This window comes from Bradyrhizobium sp. STM 3557, from assembly GCF_045571465.1.
Lineage (GTDB): Bacteria > Pseudomonadota > Alphaproteobacteria > Rhizobiales > Xanthobacteraceae > Bradyrhizobium.
In genome coordinates this window covers 978,607-997,036 of record NZ_CP120697.1, presented here as the reverse complement: position 1 = coordinate 997,036, position 18,430 = coordinate 978,607, and the positions used below count along the sequence as shown (strand labels likewise).

The window sequence follows — 18,430 nt, the reverse complement described above, 5'->3', positions numbered from 1 at the left end:
CTCCTATTGCTGTTGTTGTTGGGCTTGAACTGATTGGACCGCGGGCTGCTGCCTGCGCAGCTCGTGGCGGGAAAGCTTGCCGACCGGCGTGCGCGGCAATTCGGCGACGAACTCCACCGCGGCCGGCAACTCGTGCTTGCCGAGCTTGCCGGTGAGGAAGGCGCGCAGCTCGTCCATCGAGAACGGCGCCGCGCCGTCGCGCAGCTTGATGAAGGCCTTTGCCGCCTCGCCGCGATAGTCGTCGGGGATGCCGATCACGATCACCTCCTGCACGGAAGGGTGCGTGTAGATCGCCTGCTCGATCATCTGCGGATAGACGTTGAAGCCGCCGGAGATGATCATGTCCTTCTTGCGGTCGACCAGGAAGAAATAGCCGTCCTCGTCGACGTAACCAATGTCGCCGGTGAGGAAGCGATCGCCGACGAAAGCCTCCTTCGTCTCCCGCGGCCGGTTCCAATAGCCCTTGGTAACGTTCGGGCCCTTGATCCTGATTTCGCCGACTTCGCCCGTTGGCAGCACCCTGGTCGGGTCGTCCAGCGACACCACGTCCATCTCGATACCCGGCAGCATCAGCCCGATCGAGCCCGGCTTGTCCGGGCCGTCCTTCGGATGGCCGGTGCCGGGCGAGCAGGTCTCGGTCATACCCCAGCCACTCTTCAGCTTCAGCCCAACCCGACGCTCGAAGACGCGCGCGATCTCGACCGGCAGCGGCGCGCCGCCGGAGCCGGCCGATGTCAGCGACGACAGGTCGCGCTTGTCGAGATCGGGCAGATTGGCGATCGCGATCCACATCGTCGGCACGCCGGGAAAATAAGTCGCGCGCTTGACCTCGATATCGCGCATGACGGCCTCGACGTCGAAGCGCTGGTGCAGCGAGATCAGGTGGCCGAGCTTGAGCGCCGACAGCAACACCACCGTGAGTGCGTAGATGTGGAACAGCGGCAGCACGCAGATCACCCGCTCGCTGCCATTGCGCGTCGCGCGCGACGGCCGGCCCCAGACCTCATAGATCGAGACCGCGGAGGTGAGATTGCCGTGCGTCAGCATCGCGCCTTTCGGCAGACCGGTGGTGCCGCCGGTATATTGCAGCAGTGCGACATCTTCAGGCGAAACCTCAGGCCATTGCTCCGGCGGCGTGGCGCCATCGACGAACTGGCGATGAGTGATGATGGCGGGATGATCCGGCAGCGGCGCCTGCGGCGTGCCGATCTTGCCCCAATGATCGTCCTCGCAAATGATGAGGCGGTCGAGCAGCCCCTTCTCCAGGAATTTCAGCGCGGTCGGGAGCAACGCGGCCAGGTTCGACGTCACCAATATGCGCGCACCTGAATCTGTCAGCTTGTGCGACAGCGCGATCTCACCGTCGAGCGGCGACAGATGCACGACACGGGCGCCGGCCTTGAGCGCGCCGAAGAAATTGATCGGATGATCCGGCGTGTTACCCAGGAAGAGCGCGACCGACGCCCCCTTGCCGTAGCCGGCACGCAGGAATGCACTCGCGGCCTGCTCAGCCAATGACTCGAGCTCGAGAAAGGAGATCGGACGATCGCGGAATTCGATCGCGGGCCGGTCGCCATGCTCGCGCGCCGCCTGCGACAACAGGTCAGGCAGCGTGCCGCGCGCGATCGGCTCGTCCCACCGCACGCCTTCTGGATAGAACTGTTCGCCGGGATGGGTCATCAGTACTAAGTAGTTTCTCGTGAGGCGGGTAGGCTCTCTCCGTTCCCTCCCCCCTTGTGGAGGAGGGTCAGGGAGGGGGGTGAGCCACAAGCACCGAGCCCGTGGTACCCCCACCCCCTCCCCGCAAGGGGGAGGGGAGCAGACCGCATCGCGTGGAGAGAGCTGGGCTCCATCAAGCCGCCTTCGATGCGGCGGCGAGCGAGGCGAAGGTCTTGCCTTCGTCGGCGAGCTGCTTCAAGAGCGGTGCCGGCTCCAGCGACGGATCGTTGGTCTCCTTGGCGTAGAACGCAAGCCGGTCGGCGATGTGCTTCAGCCCGACAGTATCGGCCCAGTACATCGGACCGCCGCGATAGATCGGCCAGCCATAGCCATACAGCCAGACGACGTCGATATCAGAGGGCCGCGCGGCGATGCCTTCGGCCAGGATTTTCGCGCCCTCGTTGATCATCGGATACATCATTCGCTCGAGGATCTCCTCGTCGCTGACCACGCGGCGCTTGCGCCCAAGCCGCGTCAAGGTCTGGTCGATCAGTTGCTCGACCTCAGGATCGGGCAGCGGCGCGCGCGAACCGGCTTCATATTTATAGTAGCCCTTGCCGGTCTTCTGGCCGAAGCGGCCGGCCTCGCACAACGCGTCCGCGATCTCGCTCTTGATGCCGCGATCCTTGCGCGAACGCCAGCCGATATCGAGGCCGGCGAGGTCGCCCATCGCGAACGGCCCCATCGGCATGCCGAACTTGGTGACGACAGCATCGACCTGCTGCGGCAGCGCGCCCTCGAACAGCAGCTTCTCGGCCTGCTTGCCGCGCTGCGCCAGCATGCGGTTGCCGACAAAACCGTCGCAGACGCCGACCACGGCCGGCACCTTGGCGATCTTGCGCGCGATCGACACGGCAGTGACCAGCGCGTCCGGCGCGGTCTTCTCCGCCCGCACGATCTCGCACAGCTTCATCACATTGGCCGGCGAGAAGAAATGCATGCCGAGCACGTCCTGCGGACGCTTGGTCTCCTTGGCGATCTCGTCGATGTTCAGATACGAGGTGTTGGAGGCGAGCACCGCGCCCGGCTTGGCATATTGGTCAAGCTTGCCGAACACCTCCTTCTTCACCGCCATGGTCTCGAACACCGCCTCGATCACGAGGTCGGCGTCTTTCACATTCTCCAATCCGACGACGCCGTTGATCAGCGCCATGCGCTTGGCCGGCGCATCCGCCGGGATGCCGCCACGTGCGGCCGTGGCCTCCCAGTTCTTCTGCATGATGCCCATGCCGCGCTTGAGCTGCTCCTCGCCGGTCTCGATCAAGGTCACCGGCACGCCGGCATTGGCAAAGGACATCGCGATACCGCCGCCCATGGTGCCGGCGCCGATGATGGCGACGCGCTCGACCGGCCGCGGCTTGGTACCTTCAGGCACGCCTGCGATCTTGGCCGCCTCGCGCTCGGCGAAGAAGGCATAGCGCTGCGCCTTGGACTGATCGCTGGCGACCAGCTTGAGAAAACCCTCGCGCTCCCGCCGCAGACCTTCGTCGAACGGCAGGTCGATCGCATAGCCGACCGCATCAGCCGCCGCGAACGGCGCCTCCAGGCCGCGCGACTTCTTGGTGATGGCGGCGACCGCATTGGTGAAGATCGAACGATCCGCCTTGGCGGCCGCAAGCTTGGAATCATCGTCGCGCAGCCGGCGCAACGGGCGCCCCTCCGCGACCACCTTGCGGGCAAACGCCTCGCCGCCCGCGGCAGGCCCCTCGACGATCTCCTCGACGAGACCGTTGCGCTGCGCTTCCGCGGCACTGATCGGATCGCCGCCGACGATCATCTTGACCGCAAGCTCGGGGCCGACGGCGCGCGGCAGCCGCTGGGTACCGCCGGCGCCGGGCAGCAGGCCGAGCTTGACCTCGGGCAGGCCGAGCTTCGCTTCCTTGGTGGCAACGCGGTAATGACAGGCCAGCGCCACTTCCAGGCCGCCGCCGAGCGCTGTGCCGTGAATGGCGGCGATGACGGGCTTCGGGCTGTTCTCGATCTCGCTCAGCACGTCGTTCAGCGCCGGCGGCTTCGGCGGCTTGCCGAACTCGGTGATATCGGCGCCGGCGATGAAGGTCCGGCCGGCGCAGGTCAGCACGATGGCCTTGATTTGCGGATCGGCAATTGCCTGCTTGACGCATTCCAGGATGCCGCCGCGAACTGCGGCACTCAGCGCATTGACGGGCGGGCTGTCGACGGTGACGATACCGATGACATCATGACGATCAAGCTTGGCCACTTCGCTCACGCTGCGCTCCTTGGGATTGTCCGTGCTCTTTTGTTGATTGGCGGCTTCTCGTTTTGCGTCGAGTAGCTGCGCTTGCGTATACCCGCTGCAATGGATTGAATTCCGCACTGCGAAATCTAATTCCACATCTTGACACGCAGGGTTATTTTGAAGCACGAGCGTTGTCAACGAGGCGCAGCAATCAACAGCCGATGAAATGAAACGTCCAGGGAAGAAAGCCGCGACCGATCGCAGCTTCGTCGTTGCGCTGTCTCGCGGACTCGACGTGCTGCGCGCCTTCAGACCGAACGACGGCCTGCTCGGCAATCAGGAAATCGCCGCGCGCACCGGCCTGCCGAAGCCGACGGTGTCCCGCCTCACCTATACGCTAACCAAGCTCGGCTACCTGATGCCGGTGCCGCGCTTCGAGAAATATCAGCTCGCGCCTGCGGCGATGGCGCTCGGGTACGCCGCGCTGGCCAATCTCGGCGTGCGCCAGCTCTCCGAGCCGTTTCGCGAACAGTTGACCCGGGAGACCGGCGGCGCCGTCGCGGTCGGCGCGCGCGATCGCCTCACCATGATCTATTTCGGGCAGAGCCGGCAAGGCGTCGTCAACGTTCAACTTGACGTAGGATCGCACATTCCCATTGCAACTACAGCGATGGGGCGCGCCTATATCTGGGCACTTCCGGACGATGAACGCGTTGCTCTGTTGCGTGAGCTGCGCGAGCATTACGGCAGCCGCTGGCCGAAGATCCGCGACGGCATCGAGCGCTCCGGCGAGAGCGTGGCCAAATACGGTTTTGCGATCTCTGCCGGCGAATGGCAGGACGACGTGCATGCGGTCGGCGTCGCGCTCAGGCTGAACGACGGAACTGGTCCTTATGCGTTCAACTGCGGCGCACCGGCTTTCCGCTTCACGGAAGAGCGACTACGCACCGACATTGGACCTCGTCTTGTCGCGATGGTAAGGAATATCGAAGCGGCGCTCGGTGGCGCGATGCCGCAATCAAACAAAGAAGCCAGCAAAAAGCTGAAGCCAGGAGGGAAACTTGCTCGTGTTGCCGAGGGGATCAGATCGTAGCTGCCTGCATCGTGACCGGCTGATACCGCGTCGCTCCGCCTTATGCGTTGAGGCGGGCGAGACGAGATGACGCAGGTACAACTTGCGCAAGGGACCGATCCCTTGCTGGCCGTGCGCGACGTCAGCGTCGTGTTCGGCGGCATCGTCGCGCTGAACGGCGTCTCCTTCGACATGCATCACGGCCAGATCCTGGGCCTGATCGGACCGAACGGCGCCGGCAAGACCACGCTGTTCAACTGCCTCTCGCGGCTCTATCAGCCGAGCTCCGGCGACATCCTGATGGAGGGCGTGAGCATCCTGAAGCGGCCGCCGCACCGCATCGCCGAGATCGGCATCGGCCGCACCTTCCAGAACGTCGCGCTATTCCCAAATCTCTCGGTGCTCGACAATGTCCGCGTCGGCACCCATGCCCGCACCTCCAGCGATATCATCTCCGACTCGCTCCGCCTGGCCTGGGTTCGCCGCGGCGAAGGCGCGATGAACGAGAAGGTGAAAGATATTCTCGCCTATCTCGACCTCGACGGCGTCGCGCACAAGATCGTCTCCGGGCTTCCGTTCGGCACGCAGAAGCGGGTCGAGCTCGCGCGCGCACTCGCGGCAGATCCGAAGATCCTGCTGCTCGACGAGCCGGCCGGCGGCCTCAACCACGAGGAAGTCTATGTGCTCGGCGATTTGATCCGCCGCATCCGCGACGACCGCAAGATCACCGTGCTCTTGGTCGAGCATCACATGGGCCTCGTGATGTCGATCGCCGACCACGTGGTCGCGCTCAATTTCGGCAAGAAGCTCGCCGAGGGCACGCCGGCCCAGGTGCAGTCAAACCCCGACGTCATCAAGGCCTATCTCGGGAGCAAGGATCAATGACGGCGCTCCTGAACGTGAAGGACCTGCGCGCCTATTACGGCCAGGTCCAGGCGCTGCATGGGCTGAACTTCTCCCTGAGCGAAGGCAGCCTCACGACACTGCTCGGCGCCAATGGCGCCGGCAAGACCACCACGTTGCGCGCGATCTGCAACATGGTGCGCTCCAGCGGCACGATCGAGTTCGACGGCCAGCCCCTCACCAACCGTTCGACCGAGAACATCGTGCGGCTCGGCATCGCCCATGTGCCGCAGGGCCGCGGCACCTTCACCAACATGACGGTCGAGGAGAACCTGCAGCTCGGCGCCATCACCCGCACCGACAAGACGGGCATCGTCGCCGATATCGAGCGCATGTACGGCTATTTCCCGGTGCTGAAGCAGCGCTATGCGCAGCAGGCCGGAACCCTCTCCGGCGGCGAGCAGCAGATGCTCGCGGTGGCCCGCGCGCTGATGCTCAAGCCGCGGCTGATGCTCTTGGACGAGCCGTCCTTCGGGCTGGCGCCGCTGATCGTGCGCGACCTGTTCAAGATCCTCGGCCAGATCAATCGCGAGGAGAAGGTCTCCATCCTCGTCGTCGAGCAGAACGCGCAGCTCGCGCTCGAGCTCGCCGACCAGGCCTATGTGATCGAGACCGGCCGCATCGTGATGTCAGGGGCTGCCAGGGACATCTCGAACGACGAGAACGTCCGCAAGTCCTATCTAGGTTATTGAGCGAGATCATGTGATGGACACGGTCTTTCCAGGCACTCCGTACACCTCTCCCTTTGGGAGAGGCGTAGGCCCCCTTCGGCGGCCGTTCCAAGCGACGCCGAAGCGGAGCTTCGGCTACGGCGAAGCGCCGGGTGAGGAGTTGCGGTCCCTCGTGGGAGCTGAACCCCCTCGCCCGATTTGCTGCGCAAATCGACCTCTCCCCGCTGGGGAGAGGTGGACCTTCGGTGCCGCTACACTTCAGCTCGAAACCGTCATTTCTTAGGAGCACGGCCATGGAGCTTTTCATCAACCAGATCCTGGCCGGCATTGCGACAGGTGCGATCTACGCCTGCATGGCGCTCGCGGTCGTCATGATCTACCAGGCGATCGATCATCTCAACTTCGCGCAAGGCGAGATGGCGATGTTCTCGACCTTCGTGTCCTGGCAGCTGATGCAATGGGGCGTGCCCTATTGGGGCGCCTTCCTGATCACGCTGGTGTTCTCCTTCCTCGGCGGAATCGCGATCGAACGCGTGCTGTTCAAGCCTTTAGCGAAGGCCCCGATCCTGACCCAGGTCGCCGGCTTCATTGCGCTCTACTCGATCATCAATTCCTGCGCCGGCCTGATCTGGGACTTCACGATCAAACAATATCCGACGCCGTTCGGCTCCTCGCCCTTCCTCGGCAGCCAGCTGATCTCGACCCATCAGGCCGGCATGATCGGGCTGACCCTGCTGATGCTGCTCGGCCTGTTCTTCTTCTTTCGCTACACGCGGATGGGCCTCGCGATGCGCGCGGCGGCATCATTGCCCGAATCCGCGCGACTGGTGGGCATCAACACGTCATGGATGATCGCGCTCGGCTGGGGCATGGCCGCCGCCATCGGCTCCGTCGCCGGCATGATGATCGCGCCGGTCGTGTTCCTCGAACCGAACATGATGCTGGGCGTCTTGATTTACGGCTTCGCCGCCGCCGTCCTCGGCGGCCTGACCAGCCCGTTCGGCGCCGTCGTCGGCGGCTTCCTGGTCGGCATCTTCGAGAACCTGGTCGGAACCTACATCCCGGGCGTCGGCAACGAGCTGAAGCTGCCGATCGCGCTGGCTCTGATCATCACCGTCCTGGTCATCAAACCCGCAGGCCTGTTCGGCCGGCACATCGTGAAGCGAGTCTGATCATGAGCACCGCCGAAGACCTCGCCACCCACGCCCCCGCCGTCGAAGCCGTTCCGAAGCGGGCGATGACGCTCAGCACGGGCACGACCATCGCCATCCTGGCGGTGCTCGTGGTCGTGCCGGCCTTTGCCAAGAATTTCATCATCTTCCAGCTGACGATGCTGCTGATCTACGGGCTCGCGGTGCTCGCGCTCAACATCCTCACCGGAGGCTCGGGCCAATTCTCGCTGGGCCAGAGCGCGTTCTACGCCCTCGGCGCCTATACGTCGGCGATCCTGATGGAGCATTACAATCTCAACTACGCCCTGACGCTGCCCATCGCCGGCGTCGTCTCCTTTGCGGCCGGCTTCCTGTTCGGCCAACCGGCGCTGCGACTCTCCGGCGTCTATCTGGCGCTTGCGACCTTCGCGCTGGCGACCGCAATGCCGCAGCTGCTCAAGCTCGGTTTCTTCGAGCCATGGACGGGCGGCGTGCAGGGCCTGGTCGTCACCAAGCCCGACGCACCGTTCGGCCTGCCGATCGGCCAGGACGCCTGGCTGTACTACTTCACGCTGGCGATCACGGTCGCGATCTACATCTTCTCGATCAACCTGCTGCGCTCACGCTCAGGCCGCGCCTTCATGGCGATCCGCGACAACGAGATCGCAGCCAGCGCGATGGGCATCGACGTCGCGCTGTACAAGACGCTTGCCTTCGGCGTCAGCGCCGGCATCACCGGCGTGGCCGGCGGCTTGGGAGCGATCGCGGTGCAGTTCGTCGCGCCGGACAGCTACACCATCCAGCTCGCGATCTCGCTGTTCCTCGGCATGGTGGTCGGCGGCGTGGGCTGGCTGCCAGGTTCGTTCATCGGCTCGGCCTTCATCATCTTCGTTCCCAACATGGCCGAAGGCATCTCCAAGGGCCTGTCCGGCGCGGTGTTCGGCGTGCTCCTGTTCCTGGTCATCTTCCTGATGCCGCATGGCGCCAGGCAGATGGCGATCATCGGCCAGCAACTCATCGACAAGTTCAAAAAGAGCTAAGGAGGACATCTTGCATTTGAACTACCGACTGCGGCTCGCCGCGCTCACTGCGGCGGTCATTGCCTCTACCACCAGTGCAGCCCTCGCGCAGAAGAACTACGACACCGGCGCATCCGATACCGAGATCAAGATCGGCAACATCATGCCCTATAGCGGGCCGGCCTCTGCCTATGGCGTGATCGGCAAGTCCGAAGCGGCCTATTTCAACAAGATCAATGCCGAAGGCGGCATCAACGGCCGCAAGATCAATTTCATCTCTTATGATGACGCCTACTCGCCGCCCAAGGCCGTCGAGCAGGTGCGCAAGCTGGTCGAGAGCGACGAGGTGCTGATGGTCTTCAATCCGCTCGGCACACCTTCCAATACCGCCATTCAGAAATACCTCAATTCGAAGAAGATCCCGCAGCTGTTCGTAGCCACCGGCGCCACCAAATGGAACGATCCGAGGAATTTTCCGTGGACCATGGGCTGGCAGCCGAGCTATCAGGCAGAATCGCGGATTTATGCCAAATATCTGCTGAAGGAAAAGCCGGACGCCAAGATCGGGCTGATCTATCAGAACGATGATTTCGGCAAGGACTATCTGAAGGGGTTCAAGGACGGTCTCGGACCAAAGGCGGCTTCGATGATCGTTGCCGAGGAGAGCTATGAGACCTCGGAGCCGTCTATCGACGGCCATATCGTGAAGCTCAAGGCCTCCGGCGCCGATGTCTTCTACAGCATCACCACGCCGAAATTCGCCGCGCAGGCAATCAAGAAAGTGGCCGAACTCGACTGGCATCCGCTGCAGATCGTCGTCAACGTCTCGTCCTCGATCGGCGCCGTCATCAAGCCTGCCGGCTATGAGAATGCGCAAGGCATCCTGTCGGCCAACTACGCCAAGGACGCCTCGGACCCGCAGTGGGACAATGATCCCGGAATGCACAAATACACCGAATTTCTCAAGCAGTATTACCCCGACGCCAACAAGATCGACAACTCGGTGTTGTATGGCTACGGCGCGGCGCAGACTTTGGTGAAGGTGCTGCAGATGTGCGGCGACGACCTGACCCGGGCAAATGTGATGAAGCAGGCCGCGAGCCTGAAGGATTTTGCGCCGGACACGCTGCTGCCGGGCATCACGATCAACACGTCGCCCACCGACTTTGCCCCGATCGAGCAGCTGCAGATGATGCGCTTCAAAGGCGAGCAGTGGGTGCTGTTCGGCGATATCATCAGCGGCGAGGTGCAGGACTGATCTCAGCGCGGCCGGTTGCGCTCGGCAGCTGATACGAGTGATGCATGACAAGCCCCTGCGCGCGAGCGCAGGGGCTTGTGTTTTCTGACAATCCAAGCACAACCGTTGTCGCGGCCAAGCGATGCGAAAGGCGTTATCCCGCACTGCACGCGCATCGCCCGCATGCGGCCTTTGTCGCATGCGCTCCGCCCGGAACTCCTGATATGCTCACAAGCTCAAGAAGAGCCTTCGCCAAAGAAGGCCACGACACATCATCGCAAATCCATCACCATGGGAGGAATGCAACATGATCCTCACGCGAAGGGCGGCCGTCGTCTCGGCTGCGCTCGTCATTCTTGCCGCGACCTGCGCGGCGCGTGCGGCCGACAAGAAATACGATACCGGCGCCACCGACACCGAGATCAAGATCGGCAACATCATGCCCTATAGCGGGCCGGCATCGGCCTACGGCATCATCGGCAGGACCGAGGCGGCCTATTTCAACAAAATCAATAGCGAGGGCGGCATCAACGGCCGCAAGATCAACTTCATCTCCTATGACGACGCCTATTCGCCTCCGAAGGCGGTCGAGCAGGCGCGCAAGCTGGTCGAGAGCGACGAGGTGCTCTTGATCTTCAACTCGCTCGGCACGCCGTCCAATTCGGCGATCCAGAAATACATGAACGCCAAGAAGGTGCCGCAGCTGTTCGTCGCCACCGGCGCCACCAAATGGAACGATCCGAAAGACTACCCGTGGACCATGGGCTGGCAGCCGAGCTACCAGTCGGAGGCCCGGATCTATGCCAAGTGGCTCTTGAAGGAGAAGCCCGGCGCGAAGATTGCCGTGCTCTACCAGAACGATGACTACGGCAAGGACTACCTGAAGGGATTGAAGGACGGGCTCGGCAACAAGGCGGCGAGCATGATCATCGCCGAGGAGAGCTACGAGACCACGGAGCCGACGATCGACAACCACATCGTCAAGCTGAAATCCTCCGGCGCCGACGTCTTCGTGGATATCGCCACCCCTAAATTCGCCGCGCAGGCGATCAAGAAGGTCGCCGAGATCGAATGGAAGGCGCTGCACATTTTGAATAACGTCTCGGTCTCGATCGGGAGCGTCATCAAGCCGGCTGGCTTCGCCAACGCGCAAGGCATCATCTCGGCACACTATCTGAAGGACACCACCGATCCGCGATGGACCAATGATCCGGGCATGAAGGCCTATCTCGAGTTCATGACCAAATATTTCCCGGAAGGCGACAAGCTCGATAACGGCACTGTCGTGGGCTACGGCGTGGCGCAGACGCTGGTGCAGGTGCTCAAGCAATGCGGCGACAATCTCACGCGTGAGAACGTGATGAAGCAGGCGGCGAGTTTGCGCGACTTCCGCACCGAGGTGCTGCTGCCCGGCATCACCATCAACACCTCGCCGACCGACTTCGCGCCGATCAGCCAGCTCCAGCTGATGCGCTTCACGGGCGAGCGCTGGGACCTGTTCGGAGACGTCATCTCCGCCGACGTCGGCGGTTGACGCTTTCTTTTCTTCCGCCCCCCGCGAACACCGCTCGCGGGGGTTTTCTTTTTTCACGCGACGGGAGATAAGCGGGTAAAGATCCAGAGGAAGCCGCCGGGGACCAATGACCGACCGCCGACCATTGTTGCGTGAAATCTTCGATGCCGCGGTCGCCGCGGCGCATCCCGACGTGGTGCTGGCCTCACATCTGCGGCCCGTGCCGAAAGGCAAAGTCATCTGCCTCGCGGCCGGCAAGGGCGCCGCTGCGATGGCCGCTGCCGCCGAACGGCATTACCTCGATACGTTGAAGCTCGATCCGGACCGCCTGGCGGGCATCGCGACCACGCGCCACGGCCACGGCGTGCCGACCCGGCGGATCAACGTGATCGAGGCCGGCCATCCGATGCCGGATGAGGCCGGGCTGAAGGCCGCCGAGGAAACGCTGCAGCTTGCGGCAACGGCTGGTCCCGACGACCTGCTGCTGGTGCTGCTGTCCGGCGGCGGCTCGGCCAACTGGATCGCGCCGGTCGCCGGCGTGTCGTTCGCGCAGAAGCAGCAATTGACGCGCGCGCTGCTGCGCTCCGGCGCGCCGATCGGCGAGATCAACACAGTCAGGAAGCATCTGTCGCGCATCAAGGGCGGACGGCTTGCCCGCGCCGGCCAGAAGGCCGAGATCGTGACGCTGGCGATATCAGACGTGCCGCATGATGATCCGTCCGCAATCGCGTCGGGCCCCACGGTGCCTGATCCAACCACGCTCGCGGATGCGCGTGCTATCATCGCCAAGTACCGGCTCGAGGTCGATCCGGCGATTGCACGCGCCCTGGAGGATCCCAACAATGAGAGCTGCAAGCCAGGTGATGCGGCCTTTGCCCGCGCGTCCTATGAGATGATCGCGCGGCCCCGCGCCTCGCTCGATGCGGCGGTCGCCCGTGCCAAGGCGGCCGGCTATGAGGTGGTCGATCTCGGTGCCGATCTCGAAGGCGAGGCGCGCGAGGTGGCCAGCGATCACGCCGGACTGGCGCTGCAGGCCCGCGCGAAGGGGCAGCGCGTCGCGATTCTCTCAGGCGGCGAGCTCACGGTGACCGTGCGCGGCAATGGCCGCGGCGGCCCGAACCAGGAATATGCGCTGGCGCTGGCCGATCTGCTGAAGGATACGACCGATGTCGCGGCGCTGGCCGGCGATACCGATGGCGCCGACGGCGGCGCCGGCAGCGCGTCCGATCCGGCCGGCGCGCTGATCGATGCGGCGACATTTGCTTCGATGCGCGCAAAGGGCCTCGACCCCAGGGCCTATCTCGCCAACAACGACGCCACGGCTTTCTTTGCCGCCACCGGAGATCTGCTGCAAACCGGCCCGACGCTGACTAACGTCAACGATGTCAGGGTGATCCTGGTGGATTGAGGGGTCACGCTCTCCGCGTCATTGCGGGCGAAGCGACGTGTCCGCCATAGCCCGAAGGGCGACGGCGGAAGCAATCCAGAATTGCTTGTGAGGCGCTGGATTGCTTCGTCGCTTGCGCTCCTCGCATTGACGGGAAGATCGCCGCGGCATTCTACGCTGTCGTCCCGGGCAAGCGAACGCAGTGAGCGCGACCCGGGACCCATAATCACAGCCGCCCGCTGTTGATGGCGCTGGAGCTCCAGCCATTTTCCGACAACACAGGCCTGTGGTTATGGGTCCCGGGTCTGCGCTTCGCTTGCCCGGGACGACAGCGGAGGTCGCCGGGACGACCGTCGATCTCATTACCAACGCTGCAGCGCTCTCAAAACTCCGTTGCGATCTTGGTCAGCATCGAGAGCAGGGCCTCGCGGCCGTCGGGGCCGAGCAACTCGTTGAGCCGGGCCTCGTGCTTGGTGGCGACCAGCTTCTTGGCCCGCGCCAGGACGCTCTTGCCCTTCTCGGTCAGCATCAAAATATGCGAGCGCCGGTCATTGGCCGAGCGCACCCGCGTGCAGAGATCGCGGCTCTCCAGGCTGTCCAGCATGGCGACGAAATTCGGCCGGAGGATGCCAAGCGTATTGGCGATCTCGGTCTGGTTGCGGCCGGGATTGTTGTCCAGCAGCAGCAGCACGGAGAATTGCGCGGGAGTGAGCTGCACCGGCGCAACGCAGTGCAGGAAGTCCTCGAACACTTTCAGCTGGGCCCGCTTGAGGGCATAACCGAGCAGCTCGGACAGTTCGCCGAGCCGGACCGCTTGCGCTTCGTCCAGGGGTTCGGCAGGCTCCTTGCGGCCTTCCCTGGCACCCTTATTATTGTAGTCCTTGACGCTATCGGTCATGGCAGTCCGCTAACACGGTCATTGCGTGGGCTCCGTCCCTGCACCGCTCGAAGCCGCATCCGGTGTCTCCACGAGATGACGGTCTTGAGATTATATTTGATAATTGTTATTGATCATATCAAATACGGGCAGCCGATTTCAACTGCCACGACCGGCGCGACGGCGCAAAGCGCTGCGCGGATCCGGTCACCATGGGGGAGCGTCAGGTCTTGAACACGACGATCATGCTGTTCCTGATTCAGGACGGCATCACCAATGGCGCGGTCTATGCGCTGCTCGGCCTGGCGCTGGTGCTGGTCTTTGCCGTGACACGGGTGATCCTGATCCCGCAAGGCGAATTCGTCACCTACGGCGCGCTCACCTATGCGTCGCTGTCGTCGGGCCAGATGCCAGGCACTGCCAAACTGGCAGTCGTGATGGGCATCGCGGCCTTCATCTTCGATCTCTATGTCGCGCGCAGGTCGCTGCATTGGCAGCGCGTCCTTCGTTCTCTCCTGCTCAATGTGGTGCTGCCCGCGCTTGTGCTTGGCGTGACCTATTGGGCAGCAGGCGCGCGGGCACCGGCGGGTGTGAACGTGGCCCTGTCGCTCGCGATCGTCGCCGCGATCGGCCTGTCGCTGTACCGCATTGCCTTCCAGCCGCTCGCCCATACCTCGGTGCTGGTGCTGCTGATCGCCTCCGTCGGCTGCCATCTGGCGCTGCAGGGCCTCGGCCTGTTGTTCTTCGGCGCAGAGGGCCAGCGCGGCCCGACCCTGCTCGATGCCTCCGCGATCCTTGGCCCGCTGCGCTTCACCGGCCAGGGGCTCGCGGTCTACGGCATCACCATCGCCTTCATCATCGCGCTGTGGCTGTTCTTCGGGCTCACGCTCTACGGCAAAGCGCTGCGCGCCACCGCCGTGAACCGGCTCGGCGCGCGGCTGGTCGGCATCCGCACCACGCTGTCGGGCCAGATCGCCTTCCTGCTCGCCTCCATCATCGGTGCGCTCTCAGGCATCCTGATCGTGCCGATCACCACGCTCTATTACGACACCGGCTTCCTGATCGGCCTGAAGGGCTTCATCGCCGCGATCATCGGCGGGCTCCTCAGCTATCCCCTGACCGCAATCGCGGCGCTGATGGTCGGCATCATCGAGTCGTTCTCGTCCTTCTATGCCTCGAACTTCAAGGAAGTGATCGTCTTCATGCTGCTGGTGCCAATCCTATTGTTGCGTTCGCTGCTGGCGCCCGCGGCAGTCGAGGACGAGAAGGACTAGGCCATGACTCAACGCTGGCCCATTCTTGTCTTCGCGCTCGTCATGGCGGTGATCCCCTATGTGCCCGGCATACCGCCCTTCTGGATCGTGCTGCTCGACAATATCGGGCTCTCCGCGCTGGTCGCGATGGGGCTCGTGCTGCTGACCGGCGTCGGCGGCCTCACCTCCTTCGGCCAGGCCGCCTTCGTCGGCTTCGGCGCCTACACCACCGCCGTGCTGTCGGCGAATTACGGCGTCTCGCCCTGGCTTACGCTGCCGGCCTCGCTGATCGTCGCAGGTCTCGCCGCCGTGGTGCTCGGCCTCGTCACCGTACGCCTGTCGGGCCATTACCTGCCGCTCGGCACGCTCGCCTGGGGGCTTGGCCTGTTCTACCTGTTCAGCAAGCTCGAATTCTTAGGGCGCAACGACGGGGTCTCCGGCATTCCACCGCTTGAGATCGGCGGCTTACGGATGCTCGATCCCGGCACCATCTATTACGCGATCTGGATCGCGGTGCTGGTCTCGGCAGTGCTGACGATGAATCTCTTGGATTCCCGCACCGGGCGCGCCATCCGCGCGCTGCGCCGCGGCCATATCGCGGCCGAAGCCTTCGGCGTCCATGCGCCGCGGGCCAAGCTGCTGGTGTTCATCCATGCGGCGGTGCTGGCCGGCCTGTCCGGCTGGCTCTACGCCCATTTCACCCGCGCCGTGAACCCGACACCGTTCGGCGCGCAGGCCGGGATCGAATATCTGTTCGTCGCGGTGGTCGGCGGCGCCGGCTATGTCTGGGGCGGTGTGCTTGGTGCGGCGATCGTCGTCATCCTGAAGGAGGTGCTGCAGAGCTATCTGCCGCTGCTGCTGCACGGCTCGGGCCAGCTCGAGACGATCGTGTTCGGCATCATGCTGGTTGCGCTGCTGCAGCTTGCCCCCACCGGCGTCTGGCCGTGGCTGACGGCATGGCTGCCGCTCCGACGCGCGCGGAAAAAGCCCGATACCTCGATCACGCTGCCGGCGCGGGCACGACCGGCGGACGCATCCGACGTGCTGCTGCGGATCGACAATGCCCGCAAGCAGTTCGGCGGCGTGGTTGCGGTCAACAACGTCTCGTTCGAGGTGCGCTCGCGCGAGATCGTCGCGCTGATCGGCCCGAACGGCGCCGGCAAGAGCACGACCTTCAACCTGATCACAGGCGTGCTGCGGGCGACCGCAGGCCATATCGCGATGTTCGGCAAGCGCATCGCCAACGCGCCGCCGCAGGAGATTGTGCAGCTCGGCATCGCCCGCACCTTCCAGCACGTCAAGCTCGCGCCCGACATGACGGTGCTGGAGAATGTCGCGATCGGCGCGCATCTGCGCGGGCATGCCGGACCGGTCGCCTCCATGCTCCGGCTCGATCGGACCGATGAGGCGAAGCTGCTCGCGGAAGCAGCGCGCCAGATCGCCCGCGTCGGTCTCGCCGACCAAATGGACCAGCTCGCCGGCTCGCTGTCGCTCGGCCAGCAACGCATCGTCGAGATCGCCCGCGCACTGTGCGTCGATCCGATGCTGCTGCTGCTCGACGAGCCGGCCGCCGGCCTGCGCCATATGGAGAAGCAGCGGCTCGCCGCATTGCTGCGTGAGCTTCGCGCCGGCGGCGTGTCGGTGCTGCTGGTCGAGCACGACATGGGCTTCGTGATGGATCTCGCCGACCGCGTCGTCGTGCTCGATTTCGGCACCAAGATCGCGGAGGGCACGCCGGCCGCGATCAAGACCGACCCGAAGGTCATAGAGGCGTATCTGGGAGCCGGCGCATGAGCGCGTTGTTGCAGGTTTCGGACGCCCATGTGTCCTATGGCAAGGTCGAGGCGGTGCGCTCGGTCTCGCTCGAGGTTGGTGCCGACGAGATCGTCACCATCATCGGCGCCAATGGCGCCGGCAAGACCACGCTGCTCGGCGCCATCATGGGTGTGCTGCCTCTGAAGGGCCACGTCAGCTTTGCCCGCGAGGACCTCGCCCGGCTCGAGATCGAAGACCGCGTCGCGCTCGGCCTGTCGCTGGTGCCGGAAGGCCGCGAGCTGTTCGCCGGCATGACTGTCGAGGACAATCTGCAGCTCGGGGCGTTCCGCATGGACAAGGCGCGCGCGGAGGCCGGGTTCGATCATGTCTACACGCTGTTTCCGCGGCTGAAGGAGCGTCGCAAGCAGCTCGCCGGCACGCTGTCCGGCGGCGAGCAGCAGATGCTGGCGATGGGCCGCGCGCTGATGGGCGCGCCGAAGCTTCTGATGCTGGACGAACCCAGCCTTGGCCTTGCGCCGATCATCGTCGCCGGCATCTTCGAGATCATCGCGCAGCTGCGCAAGGATGGGGTCTCGGTGCTCCTCGTCGAGCAGAACGCGAAGGCCGCCCTGCAGGTCGCCGACCGCGCCTATGTGATGGAGCTCGGCGAGTTCGTGCTGAACGGCAAGGCCGCCGAAATCGCCACCGACACCCGTGTCGCCGCCAGCTATCTCGGCTTCACAACTGAGGCGCGCAATCACGTTTAGGTTTCAACAGCGTTCGCATTTAATCCCGCTTTCTTGAACTGAACGGGTCATGTGAGACTTTCATTTCGCATCTGCATTATCTATCTTGCGGTAAGAAGGTAGTGGGAATGCCGCATCGTGACCAGGTTTGCGAAGCGCTTTGCGATCATCGGCTGCGTTGCAGCGCTGATCGATCTGTCGTCCGGTTGTGCTGCATTAGCTAATCCGCCCGATCTCAGCGGAGTATGGCTACCAGATATCAGGGATCAAAAGCGGCAGGAGACGGCGAACATGCCGCCCTGGAAGCCGGAGATCGTTCCCCAAGTCCAGCACCTGATCTCCGAAGAGAAGGCAGGCCGGCCTTTTCTCGTGCTCAGCCATTGCCTTCCGCACGGCATGCCGAGTTGGATGCTCATGACTCACAACGCGTTCGAGCTGCTGACAACTCCAGGTCGCATCACGATGCTGGGCGAGGTCGACGGCAATCGGATGCGACGGATCTATCTCGATGGGCGTCAGCATCCGGAGGATCCGGACCTCACTCTGTTCGGCCATTCTGTCGGCCATTGGGAAGGTGACACGCTGGTGGTCGACACCACCGCGATCGTGCCGCAGGCCTTCATCGCGATCAGCGAAGCGGTCGGCATTCCCAATGACGGCGACATGCACGTGATCGAACGCCTGCATCTGACGGCGCCCAGCGAGTTGCATGACGACTTGGAGATCACGGCACCAAAGGTGTTGAGCTCGACCTGGAAGACCACGCGCATCTTTCGCCGCTATCCCGACCGGCACTATGAGATCACCGAAGGCGAATGCGTGCAGGAAGGTCTGACGCCGGGCAAGGACAAGAACGGCCACGACATTTTCGTCCCGAACGCGCAACAGGACGAGTACGGGTCGGTTCATACCGCCAAATAAGGATTC

General features: G+C 63.9%; 15 protein-coding genes. 12 read left to right on the top strand and 3 right to left on the bottom strand.

Annotated elements, in window-relative coordinates; translation table 11 throughout:
- Positions 1-3 precede the first annotated feature (3 nt).
- Both pimA and P6U24_RS04535 read right to left on the bottom strand, forming a co-directional pair.
- Positions 4-1,680 (bottom strand): dicarboxylate--CoA ligase PimA, encoded by a 1,677-nt coding sequence (pimA, locus tag P6U24_RS04540; protein WP_407157998.1) that lies wholly within the window; start codon positions 1,678-1,680, stop codon positions 4-6.
- A gap of 172 nt (positions 1,681-1,852) precedes the next feature.
- Entirely contained in the window at positions 1,853-3,949 is a 2,097-nt protein-coding gene (locus P6U24_RS04535; RefSeq protein WP_407157997.1) for a 3-hydroxyacyl-CoA dehydrogenase NAD-binding domain-containing protein, read from the bottom strand.
- 196 nt (positions 3,950-4,145) lie between these two features.
- Between P6U24_RS04535 and P6U24_RS04530 the strand changes: the two genes are divergently transcribed.
- The 8 genes from P6U24_RS04530 (at position 4,146) to P6U24_RS04495 (ending at position 12,893) form a co-directional block, all read left to right on the top strand.
- Positions 4,146-5,012: an IclR family transcriptional regulator gene (locus P6U24_RS04530; protein ID WP_407157996.1), complete on the top strand. Its 867-nt coding sequence runs from the start codon at positions 4,146-4,148 to the stop codon at positions 5,010-5,012.
- 66 nt (positions 5,013-5,078) lie between these two features.
- Complete coding sequence (locus tag P6U24_RS04525) at positions 5,079-5,876, top strand: ABC transporter ATP-binding protein (RefSeq protein WP_407157995.1); 798 nt, start codon at positions 5,079-5,081, stop codon at positions 5,874-5,876.
- The gene (locus P6U24_RS04520) at positions 5,873-6,586 is read left to right on the top strand and encodes an ABC transporter ATP-binding protein (RefSeq protein ID WP_407157994.1); all 714 of its coding nucleotides are present in this window, start codon (positions 5,873-5,875) and stop codon (positions 6,584-6,586) included. Before P6U24_RS04525 ends, P6U24_RS04520 begins: the two co-directional genes overlap by 4 nt.
- Before the next feature lie 272 nt (positions 6,587-6,858).
- Entirely contained in the window at positions 6,859-7,737 is an 879-nt protein-coding gene (locus P6U24_RS04515; protein WP_407157993.1) for a branched-chain amino acid ABC transporter permease, read from the top strand.
- Positions 7,738-7,739: 2 nt separating this feature from the next.
- Positions 7,740-8,756, top strand: coding sequence for a branched-chain amino acid ABC transporter permease (locus P6U24_RS04510; RefSeq protein ID WP_407157992.1), 1,017 nt, complete (start codon positions 7,740-7,742; stop codon positions 8,754-8,756).
- 10 nt (positions 8,757-8,766) lie between these two features.
- Positions 8,767-9,993, top strand: a complete 1,227-nt coding sequence (locus P6U24_RS04505) for an ABC transporter substrate-binding protein (RefSeq protein ID WP_407157991.1) — start codon at positions 8,767-8,769, stop codon at positions 9,991-9,993.
- 286 nt (positions 9,994-10,279) lie between these two features.
- Positions 10,280-11,506 (top strand): ABC transporter substrate-binding protein, encoded by a 1,227-nt coding sequence (locus P6U24_RS04500; RefSeq protein ID WP_407157990.1) that lies wholly within the window; start codon positions 10,280-10,282, stop codon positions 11,504-11,506.
- Between the two features lie 106 nt (positions 11,507-11,612).
- Entirely contained in the window at positions 11,613-12,893 is a 1,281-nt protein-coding gene (locus P6U24_RS04495; protein ID WP_407157989.1) for a glycerate kinase, read from the top strand.
- A 361-nt stretch (positions 12,894-13,254) separates the two neighbouring features.
- Here the strand turns inward: P6U24_RS04495 and P6U24_RS04490 are convergent, their stop codons facing one another.
- On the bottom strand, positions 13,255-13,770 hold the full coding sequence (locus tag P6U24_RS04490; protein WP_407157988.1) for a MarR family winged helix-turn-helix transcriptional regulator: 516 nt from the start codon (positions 13,768-13,770) through the stop codon (positions 13,255-13,257).
- Positions 13,771-13,979: 209 nt separating this feature from the next.
- On the opposite strand from P6U24_RS04490, the gene P6U24_RS04485 reads away from it, so the two are divergent.
- The 4 genes from P6U24_RS04485 (at position 13,980) to P6U24_RS04470 (ending at position 18,424) form a co-directional block, all read left to right on the top strand.
- The gene (locus tag P6U24_RS04485; protein WP_407157987.1) at positions 13,980-15,023 is read left to right on the top strand and encodes a branched-chain amino acid ABC transporter permease; all 1,044 of its coding nucleotides are present in this window, start codon (positions 13,980-13,982) and stop codon (positions 15,021-15,023) included.
- 3 nt (positions 15,024-15,026) lie between these two features.
- Positions 15,027-16,796, top strand: a complete 1,770-nt coding sequence (locus P6U24_RS04480; RefSeq protein ID WP_407157986.1) for an ABC transporter permease subunit — start codon at positions 15,027-15,029, stop codon at positions 16,794-16,796.
- The gene (locus tag P6U24_RS04475) at positions 16,793-17,524 is read left to right on the top strand and encodes an ABC transporter ATP-binding protein (protein WP_407157985.1); all 732 of its coding nucleotides are present in this window, start codon (positions 16,793-16,795) and stop codon (positions 17,522-17,524) included. Before P6U24_RS04480 ends, P6U24_RS04475 begins: the two co-directional genes overlap by 4 nt.
- Positions 17,525-17,641: 117 nt before the next feature.
- Entirely contained in the window at positions 17,642-18,424 is a 783-nt protein-coding gene (locus P6U24_RS04470; protein WP_407157984.1) for a hypothetical protein, read from the top strand.
- Positions 18,425-18,430 lie beyond the last annotated feature (6 nt).

Bases quoted from the DNA above. Each gene is read 5' to 3' on its own strand.
- P6U24_RS04510 (WP_407157992.1), top strand. From the start codon at position 7,740: ATGAGCACCGCCGAAGACCTCGCCACCCACGCCCCCGCCGTCGAAGCC.
- P6U24_RS04520 (WP_407157994.1), top strand. From the start codon at position 5,873: ATGACGGCGCTCCTGAACGTGAAGGACCTGCGCGCCTATTACGGCCAG.
- P6U24_RS04515 (WP_407157993.1), top strand. From the start codon at position 6,859: ATGGAGCTTTTCATCAACCAGATCCTGGCCGGCATTGCGACAGGTGCG.
- P6U24_RS04530 (WP_407157996.1), top strand. From the start codon at position 4,146: ATGAAACGTCCAGGGAAGAAAGCCGCGACCGATCGCAGCTTCGTCGTT.
- P6U24_RS04480 (WP_407157986.1), top strand. From the start codon at position 15,027: ATGACTCAACGCTGGCCCATTCTTGTCTTCGCGCTCGTCATGGCGGTG.
- P6U24_RS04490 (WP_407157988.1), bottom strand. From the start codon at position 13,770: ATGACCGATAGCGTCAAGGACTACAATAATAAGGGTGCCAGGGAAGGC.
- P6U24_RS04525 (WP_407157995.1), top strand. From the start codon at position 5,079: ATGACGCAGGTACAACTTGCGCAAGGGACCGATCCCTTGCTGGCCGTG.
- pimA (WP_407157998.1), bottom strand. From the start codon at position 1,680: ATGACCCATCCCGGCGAACAGTTCTATCCAGAAGGCGTGCGGTGGGAC.
- P6U24_RS04495 (WP_407157989.1), top strand. From the start codon at position 11,613: ATGACCGACCGCCGACCATTGTTGCGTGAAATCTTCGATGCCGCGGTC.
- P6U24_RS04475 (WP_407157985.1), top strand. From the start codon at position 16,793: ATGAGCGCGTTGTTGCAGGTTTCGGACGCCCATGTGTCCTATGGCAAG.
- P6U24_RS04500 (WP_407157990.1), top strand. From the start codon at position 10,280: ATGATCCTCACGCGAAGGGCGGCCGTCGTCTCGGCTGCGCTCGTCATT.